Annotated in this window: 18 protein-coding genes and 1 rRNA gene; 5 read left to right on the top strand and 14 right to left on the bottom strand. The window is 67.4% G+C overall.

Going from position 1 to position 19,300, the window contains the following annotated elements; translation table 11 throughout:
- Nucleotides 1–356, bottom strand: a 16S ribosomal RNA gene (locus tag ACFVVI_RS34850); the annotation flags it as partial.
- 703 nt (nt 357–1,059) lie between these two features.
- Between ACFVVI_RS34850 and ACFVVI_RS34845 the strand changes: the two genes are divergently transcribed.
- On the top strand, nt 1,060–1,548 hold the full coding sequence (locus ACFVVI_RS34845) for a MarR family winged helix-turn-helix transcriptional regulator (protein ID WP_379314216.1): 489 nt from the start codon (nt 1,060–1,062) through the stop codon (nt 1,546–1,548).
- Nucleotides 1,549–1,606: 58 nt separating this feature from the next.
- Here the strand turns inward: ACFVVI_RS34845 and ACFVVI_RS34840 are convergent, their stop codons facing one another.
- Together ACFVVI_RS34840 and ACFVVI_RS34835 are read right to left on the bottom strand one after the other, a co-directional pair.
- On the bottom strand, nt 1,607–2,011 hold the full coding sequence (locus ACFVVI_RS34840) for a hypothetical protein (RefSeq protein ID WP_378996611.1): 405 nt from the start codon (nt 2,009–2,011) through the stop codon (nt 1,607–1,609).
- Between the two features lie 79 nt (nt 2,012–2,090).
- Nucleotides 2,091–3,590: a flavin-containing monooxygenase gene (locus ACFVVI_RS34835; protein ID WP_387449143.1), complete on the bottom strand. Its 1,500-nt coding sequence runs from the start codon at nt 3,588–3,590 to the stop codon at nt 2,091–2,093.
- A gap of 102 nt (nt 3,591–3,692) precedes the next feature.
- Between ACFVVI_RS34835 and ACFVVI_RS34830 the strand changes: the two genes are divergently transcribed.
- The 3 genes from ACFVVI_RS34830 to ACFVVI_RS34820 all read left to right on the top strand — a co-directional run bounded on the left by ACFVVI_RS34830 (nt 3,693) and on the right by ACFVVI_RS34820 (nt 6,771).
- A complete protein-coding gene (locus tag ACFVVI_RS34830; protein WP_378638999.1) occupies nt 3,693–4,247 on the top strand; it encodes a YdcF family protein in 555 nt (184 codons plus the stop codon).
- A 67-nt stretch (nt 4,248–4,314) separates the two neighbouring features.
- Entirely contained in the window at nt 4,315–5,943 is a 1,629-nt protein-coding gene (locus ACFVVI_RS34825) for a GMC oxidoreductase (protein ID WP_387449140.1), read from the top strand.
- Nucleotides 5,944–6,108: 165 nt separating this feature from the next.
- Nucleotides 6,109–6,771, top strand: coding sequence for a VIT family protein (locus ACFVVI_RS34820; RefSeq protein WP_378996617.1), 663 nt, complete (start codon nt 6,109–6,111; stop codon nt 6,769–6,771).
- Between the two features lie 45 nt (nt 6,772–6,816).
- Here the strand turns inward: ACFVVI_RS34820 and ACFVVI_RS34815 are convergent, their stop codons facing one another.
- From ACFVVI_RS34815 to ACFVVI_RS34765, 11 genes are all read right to left on the bottom strand, one after another.
- Entirely contained in the window at nt 6,817–8,388 is a 1,572-nt protein-coding gene (locus tag ACFVVI_RS34815; protein WP_378996619.1) for a Na+/H+ antiporter, read from the bottom strand.
- Between the two features lie 53 nt (nt 8,389–8,441).
- Nucleotides 8,442–9,080, bottom strand: coding sequence for a hypothetical protein (locus ACFVVI_RS34810; protein ID WP_387449136.1), 639 nt, complete (start codon nt 9,078–9,080; stop codon nt 8,442–8,444).
- 132 nt (nt 9,081–9,212) lie between these two features.
- Nucleotides 9,213–10,166 (bottom strand): MlaD family protein, encoded by a 954-nt coding sequence (locus tag ACFVVI_RS34805; protein ID WP_378996623.1) that lies wholly within the window; start codon nt 10,164–10,166, stop codon nt 9,213–9,215.
- The gene (locus tag ACFVVI_RS34800; RefSeq protein WP_387449133.1) at nt 10,163–11,215 is read right to left on the bottom strand and encodes an MlaD family protein; all 1,053 of its coding nucleotides are present in this window, start codon (nt 11,213–11,215) and stop codon (nt 10,163–10,165) included. Before ACFVVI_RS34800 ends, ACFVVI_RS34805 begins: the two co-directional genes overlap by 4 nt.
- Complete coding sequence (locus ACFVVI_RS34795; RefSeq protein WP_387449130.1) at nt 11,212–12,309, bottom strand: MlaD family protein; 1,098 nt, start codon at nt 12,307–12,309, stop codon at nt 11,212–11,214. Before ACFVVI_RS34795 ends, ACFVVI_RS34800 begins: the two co-directional genes overlap by 4 nt.
- Nucleotides 12,309–13,328, bottom strand: a complete 1,020-nt coding sequence (locus ACFVVI_RS34790) for an MlaD family protein (protein ID WP_379312043.1) — start codon at nt 13,326–13,328, stop codon at nt 12,309–12,311. Before ACFVVI_RS34790 ends, ACFVVI_RS34795 begins: the two co-directional genes overlap by 1 nt.
- The gene (locus ACFVVI_RS34785; protein ID WP_387449127.1) at nt 13,316–14,320 is read right to left on the bottom strand and encodes an MlaD family protein; all 1,005 of its coding nucleotides are present in this window, start codon (nt 14,318–14,320) and stop codon (nt 13,316–13,318) included. Before ACFVVI_RS34785 ends, ACFVVI_RS34790 begins: the two co-directional genes overlap by 13 nt.
- Nucleotides 14,317–15,351 (bottom strand): MlaD family protein, encoded by a 1,035-nt coding sequence (locus ACFVVI_RS34780; RefSeq protein WP_378996633.1) that lies wholly within the window; start codon nt 15,349–15,351, stop codon nt 14,317–14,319. Before ACFVVI_RS34780 ends, ACFVVI_RS34785 begins: the two co-directional genes overlap by 4 nt.
- 5 nt (nt 15,352–15,356) lie before the next feature.
- Nucleotides 15,357–16,223 carry an ABC transporter permease gene (locus tag ACFVVI_RS34775; protein ID WP_328659724.1) on the bottom strand — a complete coding sequence of 289 codons (867 nt, stop codon included), beginning with the start codon at nt 16,221–16,223 and terminating at the stop codon, nt 15,357–15,359.
- The gene (locus tag ACFVVI_RS34770; protein WP_378996636.1) at nt 16,223–17,068 is read right to left on the bottom strand and encodes an MlaE family ABC transporter permease; all 846 of its coding nucleotides are present in this window, start codon (nt 17,066–17,068) and stop codon (nt 16,223–16,225) included. The genes ACFVVI_RS34775 and ACFVVI_RS34770 overlap by 1 nt, the downstream gene beginning before the upstream one ends.
- A 198-nt stretch (nt 17,069–17,266) precedes the next feature.
- A complete protein-coding gene (locus ACFVVI_RS34765; protein WP_378996637.1) occupies nt 17,267–18,358 on the bottom strand; it encodes a calcium:proton antiporter in 1,092 nt (363 codons plus the stop codon).
- A gap of 104 nt (nt 18,359–18,462) precedes the next feature.
- On the opposite strand from ACFVVI_RS34765, the gene ACFVVI_RS34760 reads away from it, so the two are divergent.
- A complete protein-coding gene (locus ACFVVI_RS34760; protein WP_387449121.1) occupies nt 18,463–19,113 on the top strand; it encodes a phosphate uptake regulator PhoU in 651 nt (216 codons plus the stop codon).
- The last annotated feature ends 187 nt before the right edge of the window (nt 19,114–19,300 follow it).

The following is a 19,300-nucleotide window of genomic DNA, read 5'->3' as shown; positions in this document are numbered from 1 at the left end:
TTCCCCACTGCTGCCTCCCGTAGGAGTCTGGGCCGTGTCTCAGTCCCAGTGTGGCCGGTCACCCTCTCAGGTCGGCTACCCGTCGTCGCCTTGGTGAGCCGTTACCTCACCAACAAGCTGATAGGCCGCGGGCCCATCTCGCACCGATAAATCTTTCCACCACCGAACATGCATTCAGTGGTCATATCCGGTATTAGACCCAGTTTCCCAGGCTTATCCCGAAGTGCAAGGCAGATCACCCACGTGTTACTCACCCGTTCGCCGCTCGTGTACCCCGAAGGGCCTTACCGCTCGACTTGCATGTGTTAAGCACGCCGCTAGCGTTCGTCCTGAGCCAGAATCAAACTCTCCGTTGAAGACTCTCGAAACAACCCTCCGAAGAGAGCGAATCAAAATTATCTAACTAGAGTCCGAAAACCTAGCAAAGCGAACACCAGCAAAAAGATTCGCTGTTGTTCAATGTCCAACCTCCCACGACCGGGGGGTACATGAAAGATTGGAACCAATAATAATTATTGGCACTGACATTCATCGACACACTATTGAGTTCTCAAAGAACACACGCACACACTTCTACCCACAACTTCTCGGAGGGGTTTCGGTGAGGCAAGGGTTCAAACTTAGCTCAGACAACCGGCCGGAAGCAAATCCGTACCGAGTTCCTCTGAACACGCAGTCAGTCAGGCGCTCATCGTACTACCTCGTGTCTCGGCCGCTGGGCGGCTGAGTCGGTGTCCGTGTCGCTCTGACTGGAATAAAGTTACGTGCCGACAAACGCGAAGTCAAATCGCCTGGAAGATTCAGCATTTCCCCAGCTCACGCCCACCGCGGTGCTGCGGGTTCAAGCCACGCGCTGGTCGGCGAACATCGCACTCGCCGAGGGTGGATGCCCGGCGATCGGATGGCAACTGATCATTCGTCCAGGCCGTGGATGATCTATAACACACGTTCCACCTGGCCTCATGACGCGACAAGCATAGACAGAACCCGCCCTCCGATATACAGTTTGCCCTCGTTCAGCAATTTCATAGCTAACACTTGGGTGGAAGGTAGGCCGAGGTGATAGAGGATTTCGACTCGGTCGAGCGTCGCGCCTGGAGCGCGGTGGTCACCCTCTCGATGCGCGTACCGAGCGCACTCGATTCACGACTACAACGAGAGTTCGGCGTGACCCATTTCGAGTACCGGGTCATGGCCCTGCTCCACGACGCGCCGCGACGCCGGATGCGGTTGAGCATGCTCGCGGCCCGGGGGCACGGGTCCATTTCGCGGCTCTCCCACGTGGTGTCGAAGCTGGAGCGGGTGGGCTGGGCGCGGCGGGAAGCGACGGAATCAGGGCGCGGTATCGACGCGGTACTCACCGCAAGCGGGCAGGCCAAGGTGGTGGAGGCGACACCGGACTACCTGGTCGCGGTGCGCAAGCTGGTGCTCGACGGGCTCGACGATCCGCAGAAAGCCGAGCTCGCGGTCCTGGGCGAACGGCTCTCATCGCATCTGATCCACACGCTCGGCGACGCCGAGTCGGGGCAAACGGCACTCGACTACTGAGACGACCGACGCCGCCTCGAAGATCCGGGGCGGCGTCGGTCGGATGGATCAGGACAGCTCAGGCGTTGTTCGGTCGCCAGGTGGCCACCGCCCAGATCACCACGATGTCGATGGCGATGATCAGGATCGACCACCACGGGTAGTAGGGCAGCCACAGGAAATTGGCGATGATCGACAGGGCGGCGATCACCATCGCCGATACCCGGCCCCACGTCTGACCGGCCAGCAGTCCGATCGCGACGATGACCGCGATCGCACCGAGAACGATGTGCCACCAGCCCCAGCTGGTGAGGTCGAACTGGAAGGTGTACTCCGGTCCGACAACGATGAGATCGTCGTTGGCGACCGCGGAGATTCCCTGGAAAATCTGCAGGACACCGACAACCGCCAGCAGGATGCCAGCGCCGATGGAGGTTCCTGCCGCGATTCCGTCGCGCACCCGGTGCTGATTCGTGTCTGTCATCGCTGGGCCTTTCCGTCAGGTCAATGCCACGTGCCACCACGGCACACGACAACGGTAGAAACCCGACGGACCCCGCGCCTCACCCGTTGCGGGTGAACTCCGCTACCCGGCGCGGCACCGGTCGCAGGGTTTTGCCGAGGTCGGTGCGCAGGGTGATCAGCGCGTCGAGCAGGTAGTTCTGCCTGACCCGCCACGGATGACGGTCGCCTTGACGGGGGAACGCCGCGATGGAGCGCAAGACGTAGCCGGCGTTCAGGTCGAGCAGTGGGCGTTCGGCGAGCGCGCCCTTGGGCTCGGGGACGACCGCGGCGCTGCCGGTGCGGTCGAGGTGGGTGAGGACTTTGCAGACCAAACGGGAGGTGAGGTCGGCGCGCAAGGTCCAGGACGCGTTGGTGTAGCCGACGCAGATGGCGAAGTTGGGCAGGCCGGTGAGCATGGCGCCCTGCCAGACGAACTGGTCGGCCAGGGGCACGGGGGTGCCGTCGACCGAGGGTGCGATGCCGCCGAAGGCCAACAGGCGCAGGCCGGTGGCGGTGACCACGATGTCGGCGGGCAGCGTCTCCCCCGACACCAGCCGGATCCCCTCCGGCACGAAGGCGTCGATCCGGTCGGTGACCACCGAGGCCTTGCCCTTTTTCATCGCCTTGAAGAAGTCGGCGTCCGGGGCAGCGCACAGGCGCTGGTCCCAGGGGTCGTAATCGGGAGTGAAATGTTCGGCGACGAGTTTGTCGTCCTTGAGGATGCGGGTGGCGAGGTCGGTGAGCAGCTTGCGCGCGGCGGCGGGACGACGGCGGCAGAACTGGTAGAAACCGACGCTGAACAGGATGTTCTTGGTCCGGATCAGCCGGTGGGCCAGACCGGCGGGGAGCAGCGCGCGGAGCTTGTCGGCCTGCTTGTCGCGGCCGGGGACGGCGCTGATCCAGGTGGGGCTGCGCTGCAACATGGTGACGTGGGCGGCGTCGGCCGCGAGGTTGGGCACCAGGGTGACGGCGGTGGCGCCGCTGCCGATGACGACGATCCGCTTGTCGCGGGTGTCGAGGTCGGCAGGCCAGAACTGCGGGTGCACGACGGTGCCCGCGAAGGTGTCGCGACCGGCGAACTCGGGGGCGTGTGGCTGCTGGTAGTCGTAGTAGCCGGCGCACGCATAGAGGAAACCGCAGGTCAGAGTGCTCAGTTCGGGGCCGTCGGGGCCCTCGTGGGCGATGGTGAGCCGCCAGTGGGCCTGCGCCGATGACCAATCCGCGCCGATCACCCGCGCACCGAAGCGAATGTGCCGGTCGATGCCGTTCTCCTGCGCGGTCTCGCGGATGTAGTCCAGGATCGCGGCGCCGTCGGCGATGGAGCGGGCCGCGCGCCACGGCTTGAACGGGTAGCCGAGGGTGAACATGTCCGAGTCCGAGCGGATGCCCGGGTAGCGGAAGAGGTCCCAGGTGCCGCCGAGGTCGGCGCGCGCCTCCAGGACGGCGTAGCTGCGATGCGGGTGCTCGGTCTGCAGCCGGTAAGCGGCCCCGATGCCGGACAACCCGGCGCCGACGATGACGACGTCGAGGTGTTCGGGGGCAACGGCGGTATCGGTCATGGGCTCCAGTGTGCCTGGTGGAGGACCGCGGCAGAAGAGCGTGTGGTCCGCCTCGATCGCGGGCCCGGCGGCCGTCGTGGAGATTTCGGTATCGTCGGTGCCGTGTCGATCTTTCGGCGTGCGGGATGGTTGCTCGTCGGCGCACTGGTCACCGTGCTGGCTGCCGCATTCGCCGGCTGGCCGGTCTTCGTGCATCCCCAGATCGACCCGCTGCGGCCCGCCGACGTGATCGTGGTGCTCGGCGGCACCCCGTACGAGCGGTTCGACCTCGGCATCGAACTCGCCGAGCGCGGACTCGCCCCCGAGGTGCTGATTTCGCAGTCCACCGGCGCCGATGACCCGATGATGGACAAGTACTGCGGCGGCCGATTCGCCTTCCGTGTCTCGTGTTTCGTGCCCGACCCGTGGACCACCGATGGTGAAGCGCGCGAAATCGTCCGGCGCGCAAAGATCTACGGGTGGAACCACATCATCGTGGTCACCTTCACGCCGCATGTGTCGCGCGCCAGGTACATCGTGGAGAAGTGCTACGACGGCGAGATCACCATGGTCGCCAGCCCGTCGGAATCGGGGCTGGGGTTCTGGTCGTATATGTATGTGCGCCAATCCGCCGGGTACATCAGGGCTTTTGTCAATCAGCATTGCGAGACCGACTGACACACGATGGCGCTGCTCTTACAGTGAGAACAGCGGTGCGGGGGCACCGCCGGTGAGAGGACCGCCGATGCTTGTCGAGGATCTGCGCACCGTCGGTGACGACGCGTTGCGCACCCAGATCTGCGTCATCGGGTCGGGCCCTGCGGGCCTGACGGTGGCCACCGAACTCGCCGCCGCCGGACTGCGGGTCCTGGTGCTGGAGAGCGGCGGACACGAGATCACCGCGGACGACAGAGCATTCGCCGCGATCGAGAACATCGGCGCACCGCGCGCGCAACCGCACCGGATCGCGGGAAACCGGGTGCTCGGCGGCAGCTCACACACCTGGGCAGGGCGCTGTGGCGTGCTCGACGACCTCGACTTCGCCACTCGGCCCTGGGTCACCCGCTCCGGCTGGCCGATCGACGCGGGCGCACTGCGCCCCTTCGCCGACCGTGCCGCCGCGCACGCCGGGCTCGGGCACGGCACCGGCTTCACCGAGCACGAATTCTGGCCGCTGGCCGGGCGGCAAGCACCCGCCGACGCGCTCGACACCGCCGCGCTGCGCCCCTGCTTCTGGCAGTTCAGCCGCGACCCGGCCAACCGGTTCGACTGCAAACGGTGGGGACCGCGGGTGCGTGACATCGTCGCGCCGACCGCGCGGGTACTGGTGAACGCGACGGTCACCCATATCGATACCGATACCACCGGCGCGCATGTGAATTCGGTCGAGGTGACCGGAGCGGGTGGCCGTGTACGCACTGTCGAGGCGCGGGTGTTCGTGCTGGCCGCGGGCGGAATCGCGACACCACGGCTGCTGCTGGCGTCGCGGCGCACCGTCGTGGGCGGGATCGGGAATCGGTACGACCAGGTGGGGCGATGCCTGATGGATCATCGCAGCGGCGTGGTCGCGACGCTGCGCCCCGCGCAAGCCCGGGCAGCGCTCGATCGGTTCGGCAAGTACGTGGTGAAGAGCGCACGGGGCAAGCACACCTTTCTGCACGGAATGGCGTTGTCGCCCGCGGTGCAGCGGCGCGAGTCACTGGTGAACTGTGCGCTGTGGTTGCAGGAGATCACCGCCGACGACGATCCGTGGGACTCGGCGAAGCGGTTGTTGCGCGGCCGGGTTCGGTGGCAGGACCTGCGAACCATGCTGTCCGACAACGGACTTGTGGCCGGCGGTGCGCGGCGCAGATCGGCCGACGGTGCCGGGTTGCCACACCGGCTGGTCCATGTCGAGGTGCGGGCGGTAGTGGAGCAGACACCGGACGCCGACAGCCGGGTACGACTCTCGACCCGCACCGACCCGCTGGGAATGCCGCTGCCGCAAGTGGATTGGCGGATCAGCGATCAGGAGGATCGAACGGTGCGCCGGGCGACAGCATTGCTCGTGGGCGAGTTCGCCCGGCTCGGGTTGCCCGCGCCGCAAGTAGTTCCCACGGCGTTGCCCGACAGCACCGATCCCCTACCGCTCACCGACTGCGCGCACCCCAGTGGCACCACCCGGATGTCGGCCGACCCCCGGCACGGGGTCGTGGACCAGCACTGCCGGGTGCACGGGGTGGACAACCTCTACATCGCGGGCAGTTCGGTCTTTCCGACGAACGGGCACGTCAATCCGACGTTGACCGTGATCGCGCTCGCGGTGCGTCTGGCCGACACGCTGCGCGCGGCCCTGGCGGCCACTGCTGATTCCCCGATTGCCCGACGGAACTGAGCGGTGGCCGACTTGTCTGCGGCGAGCCGATGATCTGCTGGTTGTGCCCACTAGGCTGAGCGGGTGCCGGACTCGCCCGCAGAGAACAGTCGTCCGCGGAAGGCCGGGGGTTCGCCCCGGTCAGATCATCCGCATGAGCCGCATACCGAAGGTCTTGCGACCCGGTTGAACTGGTTGCGTGCCGGAGTGCTCGGCGCGAACGACGGCATCGTTTCCACAGCTGGGTTGGTCGTCGGCGTCGCCGCGACCACGAACAACGCCCAGACGATCCTCACCGCGGGCATCGCGGGACTGGTGGCGGGCGCGATCTCGATGGCCGCGGGCGAATACGTGTCGGTGAGCACGCAGCGGGATTCGGAGAAGGCGCTGCTCGCCAAGGAACGCCGAGAACTGGCGGATGAACCCGATTTCGAACTGGCCGAGCTGGCCGGGATCTACGAGAAGAAGGGCCTCAGCCCGGCCACCGCGCGCACCGTGGCCGCCGAGCTCACCGCCCACGACGCGTTCACCGCGCACGCCGAGGCCGAACTCGGCATCGACCCGCGCTCGCTGACCAACCCGTGGGCGGCCGCGATCTCCTCGGCGATCGCGTTCACCTGCGGTGCGCTGCTGCCGTTGCTGGCGATCGTGTTGCCGCCCACCGCATGGCGGGTACCGGTGACGTTCGCCGCGGTGCTGATCGCCCTCGCGATCACCGGGTCGGTGAGTGCGCGGCTCGGCGGTAGCAATCTCGGACGCGCGGTGCTGCGAGTGGTGCTCGGCGGTGCGCTGGCCATGGCGATCACCTACGGAATCGGTGCCGCCACCGATTCGCTGGGAATCGGCTGAGCCCCGGGCAGGTCGGCGCGCGACCGTGCCGGAAACGGTGCGCGCTCAATGCATCGGGCCGAGGTCGAGCCGGCGGGTGACGCGGTCGACGACATCCGGGGGCATGCCGGGTTCGCGACGAGCGGCTTGGGCTTCCCGACGGCCCGCCTCGGTGACGGCAGCACGGACCGCACGCATCTGGGAGGCGAGTTTGCGTTCCTTGTCCAGCGTGGCTTTCGCATCGGCATCGGCCGCCTCGGGATCGGCTTTGGCGGACAGCCGGCGCAGGAGCGCCTTGAGGTCCTCGTAGACGTCCTCCGGAAGGTTGTCGCGGGCGGCGATCGCTTTGAGTTCGGTGAGTTCGGCATTGACGACCCTGGTCCAGAGCGCCTGTTCGACGGCGCGTTCCTGGCGGGTGTCGGCGTGCACCCCGGTGAGGCGGACCACCAGTGGGAGGGTCGGGCCTTGTACGAGCAGGGTGAACAGCACGACCGCGAACGCGATGAACAGGATTTCCGAGCGGGCGGGGAAGTCGGCGCCGGTGTCGAGGGTGAACGGCACGGCCAGTGCCAGCGCCACCGTCGCGACCCCACGCATGCCCGCCCACCAGGTGACGATCACCTCGCGCCAGGTGAACGGTTCGTCGGTGTTGGGTAGTTTGCTGCTGATCGCCCAGGTGGCCATCAGCCAAGCCAGGCGCAATCCGACGACGACCACGATCACCGCGGCGGTGACCCCGGCCAGTCCGGGCCAGTTGTGTCCGGTGGTGTCGATGACCACCCGCAGTTCCAGGCCGATCAGGGCGAAGGCGAAACCGGTGATGAGCATTTCGGTGATGTCCCAGAACGAGTCGGCGACCAGCCGATAGTCGCGGTCGCCGATCTCGGTCACGGCATCGGTGAGGTACAGCGCGCAGACCAGCACCGCGAGGACCGCCGAGCCCTCCCAGTGCTCGGCGATGCCGTAGGCGGCGAAGGGCAGCAGCAGGCTCACCGCGACCTGACCGGTGGCCGTGTCCAGATACTTGGTGAGCTTGCTGCCGAGCCAGCCGAGCAGCAGGCCGACGGCGACGCCGACCACCGCGGCGATCGCGAAGTCACCGAGCGCGTGCCACGGCGAGAACAGGCCGGTGACCACTGCCTGGATTCCGACCGTGTAGATGACGATCGCGGTGACGTCGTTGAACAGCCCTTCGCCGCCGAGGGTCACGATCAATCGGCGTGGCAGGCCGAGGCTGCCCGCCATGGACGTGGCCGCGACGGGGTCGGGCGGTGCGACCAGGGCGCCGAGCACCAGGCCGGCGGCGACCGCGGTGGCGGGATTCCACGCGTGGAAGACCGCGGTGACCGCGATCGCGGTGACGATCACGAGCCCCACCGCGCGCAACGCGATGATCTGCCAGTTCTCCGCGAACTGCCGCCATGACGTGCGGCGCGCGGCAGCGTAGAGCAGCGGCGGCAGGACCAGGGGCAGGATCAGCTCGGGCGGGATGTGCAGGCTGGGCACGGCCGGAATCAGCGCGAGCAGGCAGCCGAACACTGTCATCAGGATCGACGGCGCGAGACCGAGGCGCGCGCCGAGTGGTTCGGCGAGCACGGCCGCGAGCAGGATCACCAGAGTCAGCACCAACTGGTCCATAGCTGACCAGTCTCACCGACATCGGCGGCACACGGGGATCGACCCGCCGCCGGTCAGGGCCGGACGGCCGCCGCGGGTGGGAGCAAAATCGGCGGGAGGGGGAACGGGAGTTGCAGGACAGGGGGCGGCGGCGGGGGCGGGGGCGGCGCCGGGGCGGGGGCGGGTTCGAAGACCGGGGGCGGAGGCTCGGGCGGAGGCGGCGGCTCGTAGGCGGGCGGCTCGTTGGCAGGCGGCGGAGGCGGCGGCGGCTCGAACGCAGGCGGCGGAGGTGCCTCGACAGGCACGGGCCCGGGGGCGGGTTCGGTTCCGGGCGGCGGGGGCGGAGGTGGCGGCGGCGCGGGGGCCGCTGCCGGGGGCAGGGCGTCGGGGGTGGTCACCGTGCACTGCCAACTGCCGTCGTCGTGGACGCGCCAATGCGCGACGATGCCACCGGCCGAGCAGTTCCCGCCGACCCGCCTGGCCGGCCACGGGGGCGCGAATTCCTGGTCCTGATCGGTCCCGGCGATCGGGAGACCGTTGGCGTCGGAGCCCATCGGATTCACCGAAGGGTTGTCGTCACCACCCTGGTCGGCGCGCATCACCAGGCCGAGCGCGACCACCAGCGCGAGTATCGCGGCGAGTACCGCCGCGATCGCGATCATCCGAGTACTGCTGCCGGTCCGTGTTTGTGGACCCTCGCTGCTCTCTGCCATCGCACCGCCTTTGCCGCGGACCAGGTCTCCCCTCGTTCGGTCACGCTACCGTACGGTTGCTCACAGATCGCTCCGGTCGACGGCACAACCACTGGCCAGGGCAGATACCTATATCCGATGGTTGCCAGATGTTTACTTGATCGCGACCCGCACCTTCACCGCGTCGGCGTCGGTGTTGTGCAGAGCCTGCGCGATCAGTGCGCTCAGATCGAGCTGCGGAGCGGCCGCGGTCACCGATTCGGTGAGCGGGCGCAGTCCGGGCAGCAGGGCGGAGAGCTCGGGGCCGAGCTCGTTCAGCTTGGCGCTGAGCTGCTCGAGCAACGGCACCAGACCACCCTCGCGCAGGTGCATCTGCGGATCGCCTTCGGTGGCCCGGCCGACCGATTCGACGAACTGGTCGATCACCTGGCTCAACCGGATGAAGGCGGGCGCGGCGGCCGAGGTGGCCGGCCCGGCCCAGCCGATGTCGCCGGAAACGTACTCGAAGTTGTTCTGCAACTCGCCGATCGCCGGTGCGCGGCTCATGAGGGCCGCGGCGAGCAGGTCGCCCGCCCTTGCCAGCTCGGGGACGACATTCTCGGTGCCGACCATCGCCGTGCCGAGGGTGTCGACCAGGGATCCGACGACCGCGGGATCGAGCTGCTCGACGGTCTTGGTGACCAGCCGCGCGACCTCGGGGATCGACATCGGAGTGCGCACGTTCTCCCCGGACAGTCGCTGCCCGTCGGTGAGATAGGGACCGTTCGCGTCACGCGGCACGAACTGCACGTACGGCTCACCGAGGGAGGACAGGTGCTCGATGGTGACGACGCTGCTCATCGGCACCTTGTGGTCGGCGCCGAACCGGAAGCCGACCTGCACCCGACCGCTCGCCGAGGTGTCGACGCCGGTGACCTCACCGATCTCGATACCGGTCAGCAGGATCGGCGAACCGACACTGAGGCCACCGGAATTCGCGATCTCGATCGAGGCCGCGGTGTAGTCGGCGAACGGGTCGACGCGCACCACTCCGAAGGTCAGGTAGCTCGCGCCGAGCACCGTGATGGCGGCGATGCCGCCGAGGGAGGCCAGTGCACCGATCTTCATCGCACCATTCCGATCATCCGCAGCGCGGTGACGATCTGCGCCACCTGGTCTTCCTCGGACACCTGGACGCCGGTGACGTTCACCTTCGGGCCGTTCTCGACGAAGGGAATGATCTTGTCGCGCAACAGCGCGGTGAGCAGCGCCATGTTCGTCGAGGAGCGCAGGTCGGCCGAACCGCCGGTGGCCAGCGGCAGGAACGCGGTCGCGGCGGCGTCACCGGAGCTCGCGATCGGGGCCAGCCAGGTGAGCGAGGAACCCACCGGGCCGAGCGCGTCGAAGATCTTCATCGTCTTGGCGATCGAATCCTGGGTGCCCGTCAGCGAGGCGACAGCCTCGGGCGTGAGGATGCTGGTCAGCGCTTGCTCGGTGTCGTCGTGCAGGATCGCCGCATTGCGGCTCAGCCCGTTGACCAGCAGGTCGACCTGGTCGAGATGGGCTGCCAGGTCGGCGGCGTCGGCGCCCATCACCGCCGAGATGCGCGCGGTTTCCTTGGGATCGGGTGGCATCACCGAGTTGATCCGGCCGAGCATCTCCTGCAGCTGACCGATCGCACCGCCCTGCACGAACAGAGCCATGGTGGCCATCGTGTCTTCCAGTTGCACAGGCGGTTTCGTGCGCTCGATCGGGATGGTGCCGCCGTCGCGCAGCAGGTCGCCGAAGCCGTCCTTCGGAGTGGTGAGCGAGAGATGGATGTCGCCGAGGATGGTGTCCTGGCGCAGTTCGGCGATGGACTTCGCCGGCAACTGCACGGTGTCGAGGATGTCGGCCTCGACGATGACGTAACCGCCACGGCCCGCGGGCGCGTCGGCGGGCTGGACCACCCGCACACCGTCGACGATGCCGATCTCGGCGCCGTTGGCGATCACCTTCGACTTCGCGGGCAGGTTCAGCGCGCTGCTGAACTCGATCTGCACACGGTAGGTCGAACCGCTGACGGTCGAGCCGGGGACGGGCACTTCGGCGGGGTCGAAACCACAGCCACCCACCGCGAGTCCGGCCGCGACGACGAGTGCGACCACACTGCGGCGCAACATCTTTCGGGTGTTCATCGAGCACCTGCCATTCCCAGCACAACCTGCACGAGATTCACATCGGCCAGTCCCTGCGCCGGGTCGGGGCACTGCCCCGGAATCAGCTCGTTCACCGCGCCGCACACCTGGTCTGCGTCACCGACGGGCAAGGCGACCTTCGGCGGCGCGTAGGTGATCGCGGTGCCGCCCGCGGGATCGGTAGCGCTGCGGAAGGCGGAGGCGAGCGCGGGCATCTTCGCCACGATCTCGCTGAGCGATCCGACGTTGGCGCGCAACAACTTCACCAGCGGGACCACGTCGTCGAGCGCGCCGATCAACGGATCACCGAGAATGACGGCGACATCGTTGAGTATCGGCAACAGCTCGCCGAGACCGTCGAACAGCGAGGTGGCCGGGCCGAGCAGGTCGTCGGAGGCCATGTTGAGCAGCGGGGCCAGCCGGACCAGCATCGTCTGCAGGTCGCCCCAGTTCGCGGAGACCCGGTTCGAGACCGAGGCGAACGCGTCGAAAAGACTGGCGAGATGGCCGATGTCGGCGTCGGGCTTGTTCATCGCCGAACCGAGCTTGTGGATGAGTTCGTTGACCGTCGGGCCGGTGCCCTCGGTGGCGCGGTTGAGCGAGGACAGGCCGTCCGACAGCGCACTCGGCGCACCCGCGGCACCGCCGGAGAGTTCGTCGGACAGGCTGGCCAGCGCCGTGAGCGTTTCGGTGATGCTCTTGGGTGTCAGCGTTTTGGTGATGCAGCCGCCCGCGAGCGGCGGCGCGGTCTTGCCGGTGGTGAGCACCGCCAGATTGCGGTCCGCCGCCACCGAATACGCGACGGTGGTGGCGGAAGCGTCGGAGTTGACATCGAATTCGGCGTCGACCTCGAACTCGACACGGACCTTGGCGCCCTCGTTGCGCACCGCGGTCACCTGGCCGACATCCATGCCGCGCATGGTGACGTGGTTACCCGGGTAGAGGCCGATCGCGTCGGGCATGAGCGCGCAATAGGATTCGGTCTTCTTCAGCGGATCGAAGGCGACGAAGTAGCCGCCCGCGACCAGCGCCACGAGCACCGCGACGCCGGCGATCGACATGAACGCCTGGGATCCGAGTAGTCGTTTCAGCATCAGCACGCCTTCCCGGGCAGCGGTACGCACACGCGGGCGCTCGACTGGTCGACGACCACACCGGCCTCGGGGGTCGTCAGCTGCGACAACCTGGTCTGCAGCGCACCGACTGTGCCGATGACGGGCTCGAGCTGACTGCTGAGTTCCCCGAGCCGCGGCAACGCGTCGGCCAGCGCCTGCACCTGCGGCTTCAGGGTGGAGTCCCAGGTCGGGGCCAGTCCCGCGAGGCGATTCACCACCGAGGTGAGCAACCGAACCGCTTCGGCCATTTCGGCCCGCTTGCTCAGCAGCACGTCTTCGAGCATGTTGACGTTGTCCATCAGCCTGCCCAGATCCGCCTTGGCGCCGTCGTACATGGTGATGTACTCGTCGACGACCGCGATCGACTTCGACACCTGACTGCGCTGACGGTCGAGCATGTCGACGTACTTGCCGACGGTGTCGAGCGTGGTGCGCAACGCTTCCGGCGAGGTCGCGATCGCGGAGTTCGCGGCGGCCAGGTTGTTGCGCACGGTGTCGCCGTCGACGGCGGCCAGCGGCGCGGTCGCGTCCTGGAAGGTTTCGATCAGGCTGTAGGGCAGGCGGATTCGATCAGTGGGAATCGCCTTGTCCCCCAGCGGCTTCGAACCCGCGGGGTAAAGCGCCACGTAGTGACCGCCGACCACGGTGAGCATGCGAACATCCAGGGACGTCTGATCACCCACGAAGACATCGTTTTTCACGGTGAACCGCATGAGCACTTTGTCGGGCTTCAGTTCCAGCGAGGTGACGCTGCCCACCGAGATGCCGGCCAGGCGCACGTCGTCGCCCTCGCGCACCGACTGCGCTTCGCTGAGCTCGGCGGTGTAGGTGTGCTTGCCCAGCGGCACCACGTACACCACGCCCGCGGCGATGATGAACAGCACGACCAGGCTCAGGCCGATGATCCCCATCCGCAGTTCCCGTGCGAGTTTGCCCGCTTCATCGGGGATCGGGCGATCGCCGCCGAACAGCGCGGCGAGCTTCTTCAGCGGTTGCATACGGTGACCTTCTGTCCGGCGATCAGCACCTGCAGCGGCGCGGGCACCTCGGCGGCGCCGTTGCTGCAGTGCGGCGTGAAGTCGGCGAAACCGCGCGCGAGCGAGGCGTCGACCGTGGCCAGCAGACCGGGGAGCTTGCCGAACACCTCGACGGCTTCCTGTGGATTCGGGAACAGCGCGCGGATCATCGCGTCGACATCGGCGCCGCCGCCCTCGACCAGGCCCAGCGAGGCGAGCAACCGGTCCACCGGCGCCAGCACCGAGGGCGCGGTCATCGCGAACTGCGCGACACCGCCGATATTGCGCTGCATCGCCTCGAAGATGTCGGTGAGCCGGGCCAGCAGCGGCACCAGGTGCCCGACCTTGCCGCCGTGACGCTCGGACAGCTCCGACAGGTTGTGGATCAGGGTGCTGATCACCTGCTGACGGTCATCGGCATAGCTCGCGAGCTGATCGATCGCGGTGAGCGCGGGTCCGAGGCCGGTGCCGTCGCCCTCGATCACGGCGAGCATGCTCGCGGTGAACTGGTTGATCGCTTCGGGCGACAGCGTGGCGAGCACCGGCTTGAGGCCGCTGAACAGACTCGTCACATCGAACGACGGGACGGTCATGTTGGCGCCGATCCGTGCCCCTGCCGCGATGGTCCTGCCCGGGTTCGGCGCCTGCTGCAGGTCGATATAGCGCTGGCCGGTGAGGTTCTGGTAGCGGATCGCCAGCTTGGAGTTGTCGTAGATCGGAGTGTCGGTCTTGACCGTGATCGCGACCTTGGCCTTGTCGCCTTCGAGGCTGATCTTCTCGATCTTGCCCACCTGCACGCCGAACATCCGCACGTCGTTGCCGACCTTGAGGCCGTTGGCGTCGGTGAACAGTGCGTCATGGGCGTTGGTGTCGCCGTCGACCGGGCGCTTGATCAGGGTGAACACCATGCCGAGGATGGCGATCATCACCAGGCTGAAGACGCCGAGGCGCAGTGCGGTTCCGCGAATCTTCATCGCCCACCGGCCTTTCCGAACAGCGGCACCGCGATGCCGGGGACACCGCTGAGCTCGACGTCGAGATTCAGGACAGGGCCGTTCGGGCCGTCGGGCATCGCGCCGCGCAGGTTCTGCAGCAGCGCGGTGAGATCGGCACCGGTCCGGCGCGGGTTCGGCGACATCTGCGCCAGCGCGAGCAGCATCGGTGCGAGCATGTCCGTGGTCTCGGCGAAGTGCCCGCCCGCGGTGCTCAGGGTGGTGCTCAGCGCGGGCAGGATGCCGCCGCCGATCACCCCGACGCCGATGTCGTAGCGCTCCTTGTCGACCTGGGTCACTCGGATGTCGCTGAGCTGGTCGATCACCTTCATAGTGGCGCCCGCGAACTCACCGCCGCCGTCGAAGGCGGGGCCGAGCTTGCCGAACAGCTCCGACGGCATCACGTCCTGGTTGTCGGCGAGGGTCTTGGAGACCGTGATCAGCGCCTGGACCAGCGGAGTGAAGGCCTTGAAGTCGGCGGCCAGCTGGGAGATGACGGTGGCCATCTGCGGGCTGGTCACGGTCATGCCGACCTGCGAGAGGCTGCGCAGGATGGCGCTCATCGTCGCGTCGTAGACCCGGTCGTTGTTCGTGCCGGTGAGGTCGAGGACCGCACCTTCGCGCAGCGGCGAACCGCCCGCGCCACGGCGCAATTCGATCTCGGCGATGCCGAACAGGTTGGTCGGGGCGTAGTCGATCGCGAGGCTGTCGTCTATGCCGACCAGTCGCTCGGTGTCGAGCAGCAGCGCGATCTGCTGGGTGCCACGCGCGCCGGGGGTCACCTCGGCGACCTCGCCGACCGTCACGCCGTCGACGCGGACCTGGCTGCCCGCGCTGATGCCGTCACCGAGGTGTTCGGTGTGCAACGCGATGCGCAGACCGTCTTCGGTCCGCAGATTCGAGTAGGTGACGTAGGCCAGTGCGATCGCCGCGATCACCGACAGGATGATCACGCCGGTCAGCCGCGACGTGCGCCGATCGGCCGCGACGCCGGGCATTCCATAGTTAGGCATCTAGTTCACCCCGTAAAACTGATCGCCGAGTTGAAGCCCCAGAGCATGATCGTGAGGACCATGTCGATGGCGATGATGGCCACCGAGCTGGCGCGCACCGCGCGACCGGAGGCGATGCCGACCCCCTCGGGGCCGCCGGTGGCGAAGAACCCGAAGTAGGCGTGCACCAGGATCACCACCGTGCCGAACACGGCCACCTTGATCACCGCGGCGATCATGTCGAAGCCGGAGATGAACTGGAAGAAGTAGTGGTCGTACACACCGGCCGACTGCCCGTAGACCATCGTGAGCAGCCCACGGCAGGCGCCGTAGGCCAGGATCAGCGCGATCAGGAAGGTCGGCACGATGGCGATGGCGCCGGCGATCACCCGGGTGGTGACGACGTAGGGCACCGAACGCAGGCCGAGCGCCTCGATCGCATCGATCTCCTCGGAGATGCGCATCGCGCCGATCTCGGCGGTGATCCGGCAACCGGCCTGGGCGGCAAAGCCGATGGCCGCCGCGATCGGGGCCAGCTCACGGGTGGTCGCGTAGGCCGAGATCACGCCGGTGACCGGACCCATGCCGAGCATGTCGAGTGAGGCGAACGATTCGACGCCCACCGAGGCGCCCATCACCAGGCCGAGCACGATCATCATCGGAACGGTGCCGCCGCCGACGATGATCGACCCGCGTCCCCAGGTCATATCGGTGACCGCGCGCAGCGTCTCGTCCCGGTAGCGGCGCAGCGTCAGCGGCACCGAGGACAGCACCTGCCAGACGAACACCGCGACGAAGCCGAGCGATTCACCGGCGGTGACGATCCGCTTGCCGATGCGGGCGGGCTTGCGCAGCCAGTGCAGCGAGGTGGGGATGTACGACGAGGCAGCCATCACGCCAACTTCGTCGGCAGGAACATGGCACTGATCTGGCTTGCGAGGAGGTTCACGATCGCGATCGAGACCACCGAGAGCACCACCGCCGCGTTCACCGCGTCGGCCACACCGCGCGGTCCGCCCTTGGCCTCCAGTCCGCGCTGGCAGGAGATGATCACGACCAGGAAGCCGAAGATCAGCGCCTTGAGCAGCGAGACCCACACGTCACCGGCGGTCGCGAACGAACCGAACGTCGACCAGTAACTACCCGGGGTCACGCCCTGACCGCCGACGGCGACCGCGTACCCGGCCAGCACGCCGACGAAGATGATCAGCACATTGAGCATCGGGGCGACGAGCAGCATGGCCGCCAGGCGCGGGATGACGAGCCGGTGCACCGGGTTGATGCCCATGGTGTTGAGCGCGTCGATCTCCTCGCGGATGGTGCGCGCGCCGAGGTCGGCCGCGATCGCCGCCGCGCCCGCGCCACCGAGTAGGAAGCCGGTGGCGATGGGCGCGCCCTGCTTGATCACGCCGAGGCCGCCGGTGGCGCCGAGCATGGAGTCGGCGCCGAGGCTGTGGATCAGGTTGCCGACCTGGACCGAGACGATCACGCCGAACGGGATCGCCATCAGGATCGCGGGAATGGCGGTGACCGTGATCAGGCGCCAGGCCTGCACGAGGGTCTCCCGCCACTGGAACTGCCTGCGGGCGATGTCGGAGAACGAGCCGCCGACCGATTGCTGTGCGAGATCTACCGCCCGCCCGAAGGTCCGCAGCGACGACACGACGGTGTCGGTGAAGTTCTTGCGGACGATCTGGGTAGCGGAATCCGGCTTCGCGGAGTGCAGATCGGTAGACATCAGAGATGCCTCCGGGCCGCTCGTGAAGCACGGGGCTTGGTGATTTTCATACCGCACTCTCTGGCTTCGGCGTCGGTGCCAACTCCAGCAAGCTAACCGGTACTCTGCGTCACAACAAAATTTCCAGTGGGTGACCCTCGTCGCTTTTCCGCGGTTTCCATGACAGGTCGACCTGCCCTGTGATCCGCAACACCCCAGCTACGGACTTGCGGCCAGGAACACAAACGCCGCGAACAACCCCAGGTGAACACCACTGTGCAGCAGGGTCGCGCGGCCGGGGACGATCGTCAGCGTGCTCACCACGACGGTCAGCGCGAGCAGCACCATCTGCGTGGCGCCCAGACCCAGCACCAGCGGCCCGCTCAACCAGATGGTCGCGATCGCGATCACCGGGATGGTCAGACCGATACTGGCCATCGCCGAGCCGAGTGCCAGGTTCAAACCGATCTGCACCTGATTGCGGCGCGCGGAGTTCACCGCGGCGATCGTCTCGGGCAACAGCACCAGCATCGCGATCACCACACCCACCGCCGACTGCGGCAATCCGGCCGAGGCCACCGCCGATTCGAGCGCGGGCGAGACCACCTTGGCCAAGCCGACCACGCACACCAGGGCGAGTACCAGCATCCCGAGACTGATCAACGCGATCTTGTTGGACGGCGCGTGGCTGTGGGTGTCGCTGTCGTCGACCGCGCCGCCGTCCTCCACCGGCAGGAAGTCGTCGGGGTGACGCACCGTCTGCACCATCACGAACAGCCCATAGAGCGCCAGCGAGGCGACCGCGGCGAAGGCGAGCTGCGCGGGCGAGAACTCCGGACCCGGCGCGCTGGTGGTGAAGGTCGGCAACACCAGACTCAGCGTGGCCAGGGTCGCGACGGTGGCCAGGGCGGCACCGGTACCTTCCGCGTTGAACACCGCCACCCGTCTGCGCAGTGCGCCGACCAGCAGCACCAGGCCGAAGATGCCGTTGCAGGTGATCATCACCGCGGCGAACACGGTGTCGCGAGCGAGCGAGGCCGCCTTGTCGCCGCCGGAGATCATCATCGTGACGATCAGCGCCACCTCGATCACGGTCACCGCCACCGCGAGGACCAGCGAGCCATAGGGTTCGCCCACCCGGTGGGCCACGATCTCCGCGTGATAGACCGCCGAGAGCACCGCGCCGACCAGCGCGACACTCACCAGCGCGACGATCAATCCCGGTACGGAACGCCCCCAGCTGAGTACGAGCACGAGCGCGGCGAGGATGGGCACGTACAGGGTCCATTTAGTCGTCAACGCGGCAATCATGACCCCCATCCTTCCAGCTACGGCCGGGCACACCCGGAATCGTCACCGCACGGATCTCGGCGATGGATTCACTCACACCCCCTCGATGGGGAACAATTCAGCGCGTGCGGACCCAGTTCACCCTCGAGCTCGTCGCTTTGGCCAACGACCTCACCCTGATGTCGCGCGTCGCCCATGACGCGACCGAGCGGGTTACCCAGGCGCTGGCCGGCGCCGACCTCGCGGCCACCTACGAGGTGTTCGCGCTCGACGAGCAGCTACAGCTGATGTTCGCCGCCTGCGAATCCCGCACCATGGCGCTGCTCGCGCTGCAGGCGCCGGTGGCGCGCGATCTGCGTCATGTGGTGACCGCGATTCAGGTGGCCGGTGAGCTGTCGCGGATCGGTCGGCGCACCGAAACCGCTGGGCAGTACGTCTATCGGGCCCATCCGGCCGCGGTCGCGCCCGCACCGGTGATCGCCGAACTCGTGTCGATGGGCACGCTCGCGGCCGGGTGCGTGGCGCGGGTGAGCGCGTCGGTGGCGAGCGGGCGGTTCGCCGCCGGGGGCAGCGCCGATGTCGAGGCGATGGATACGCTGTGCAAGCAATTGCGCACCGCCCTCACCGAAGCCGACGTGAGCACCGAAGCCGCGATCGATATGGCGTTGCTCGGCAGCCAATTCCAGCGCTGCGTCGACCATGCCGCGCGCATCGCACGCCTGATCCGGTTCCTGGACACCGGCATTCCGCCCGAAACGGGATCACTGCCCGACTGATCGATTGTGATCTCCATCACTATGGGTTTGCACTTCGGCGCCGCCGGTCACCTCCGTCGATAGATGAACGCTATTGAGCCGCAATCAGTTCGCGCTGTGCTGTGCGGAACCTCATAGCGGACAATCACTGACGACACCCGGCGCGGCCGTTAGGTTGTGCCGGTTCATTTTTCGACGGAGCATCTGG

Origin of the sequence: Nocardia sp. NPDC058114 (assembly GCF_042884695.1) — a bacterium.
In the GTDB taxonomy this organism is placed as follows: domain Bacteria; phylum Actinomycetota; class Actinomycetes; order Mycobacteriales; family Mycobacteriaceae; genus Nocardia.
Note: the sequence above shows the minus strand (reverse complement) of the source record. Positions and strands in the feature narration are given on the sequence as shown.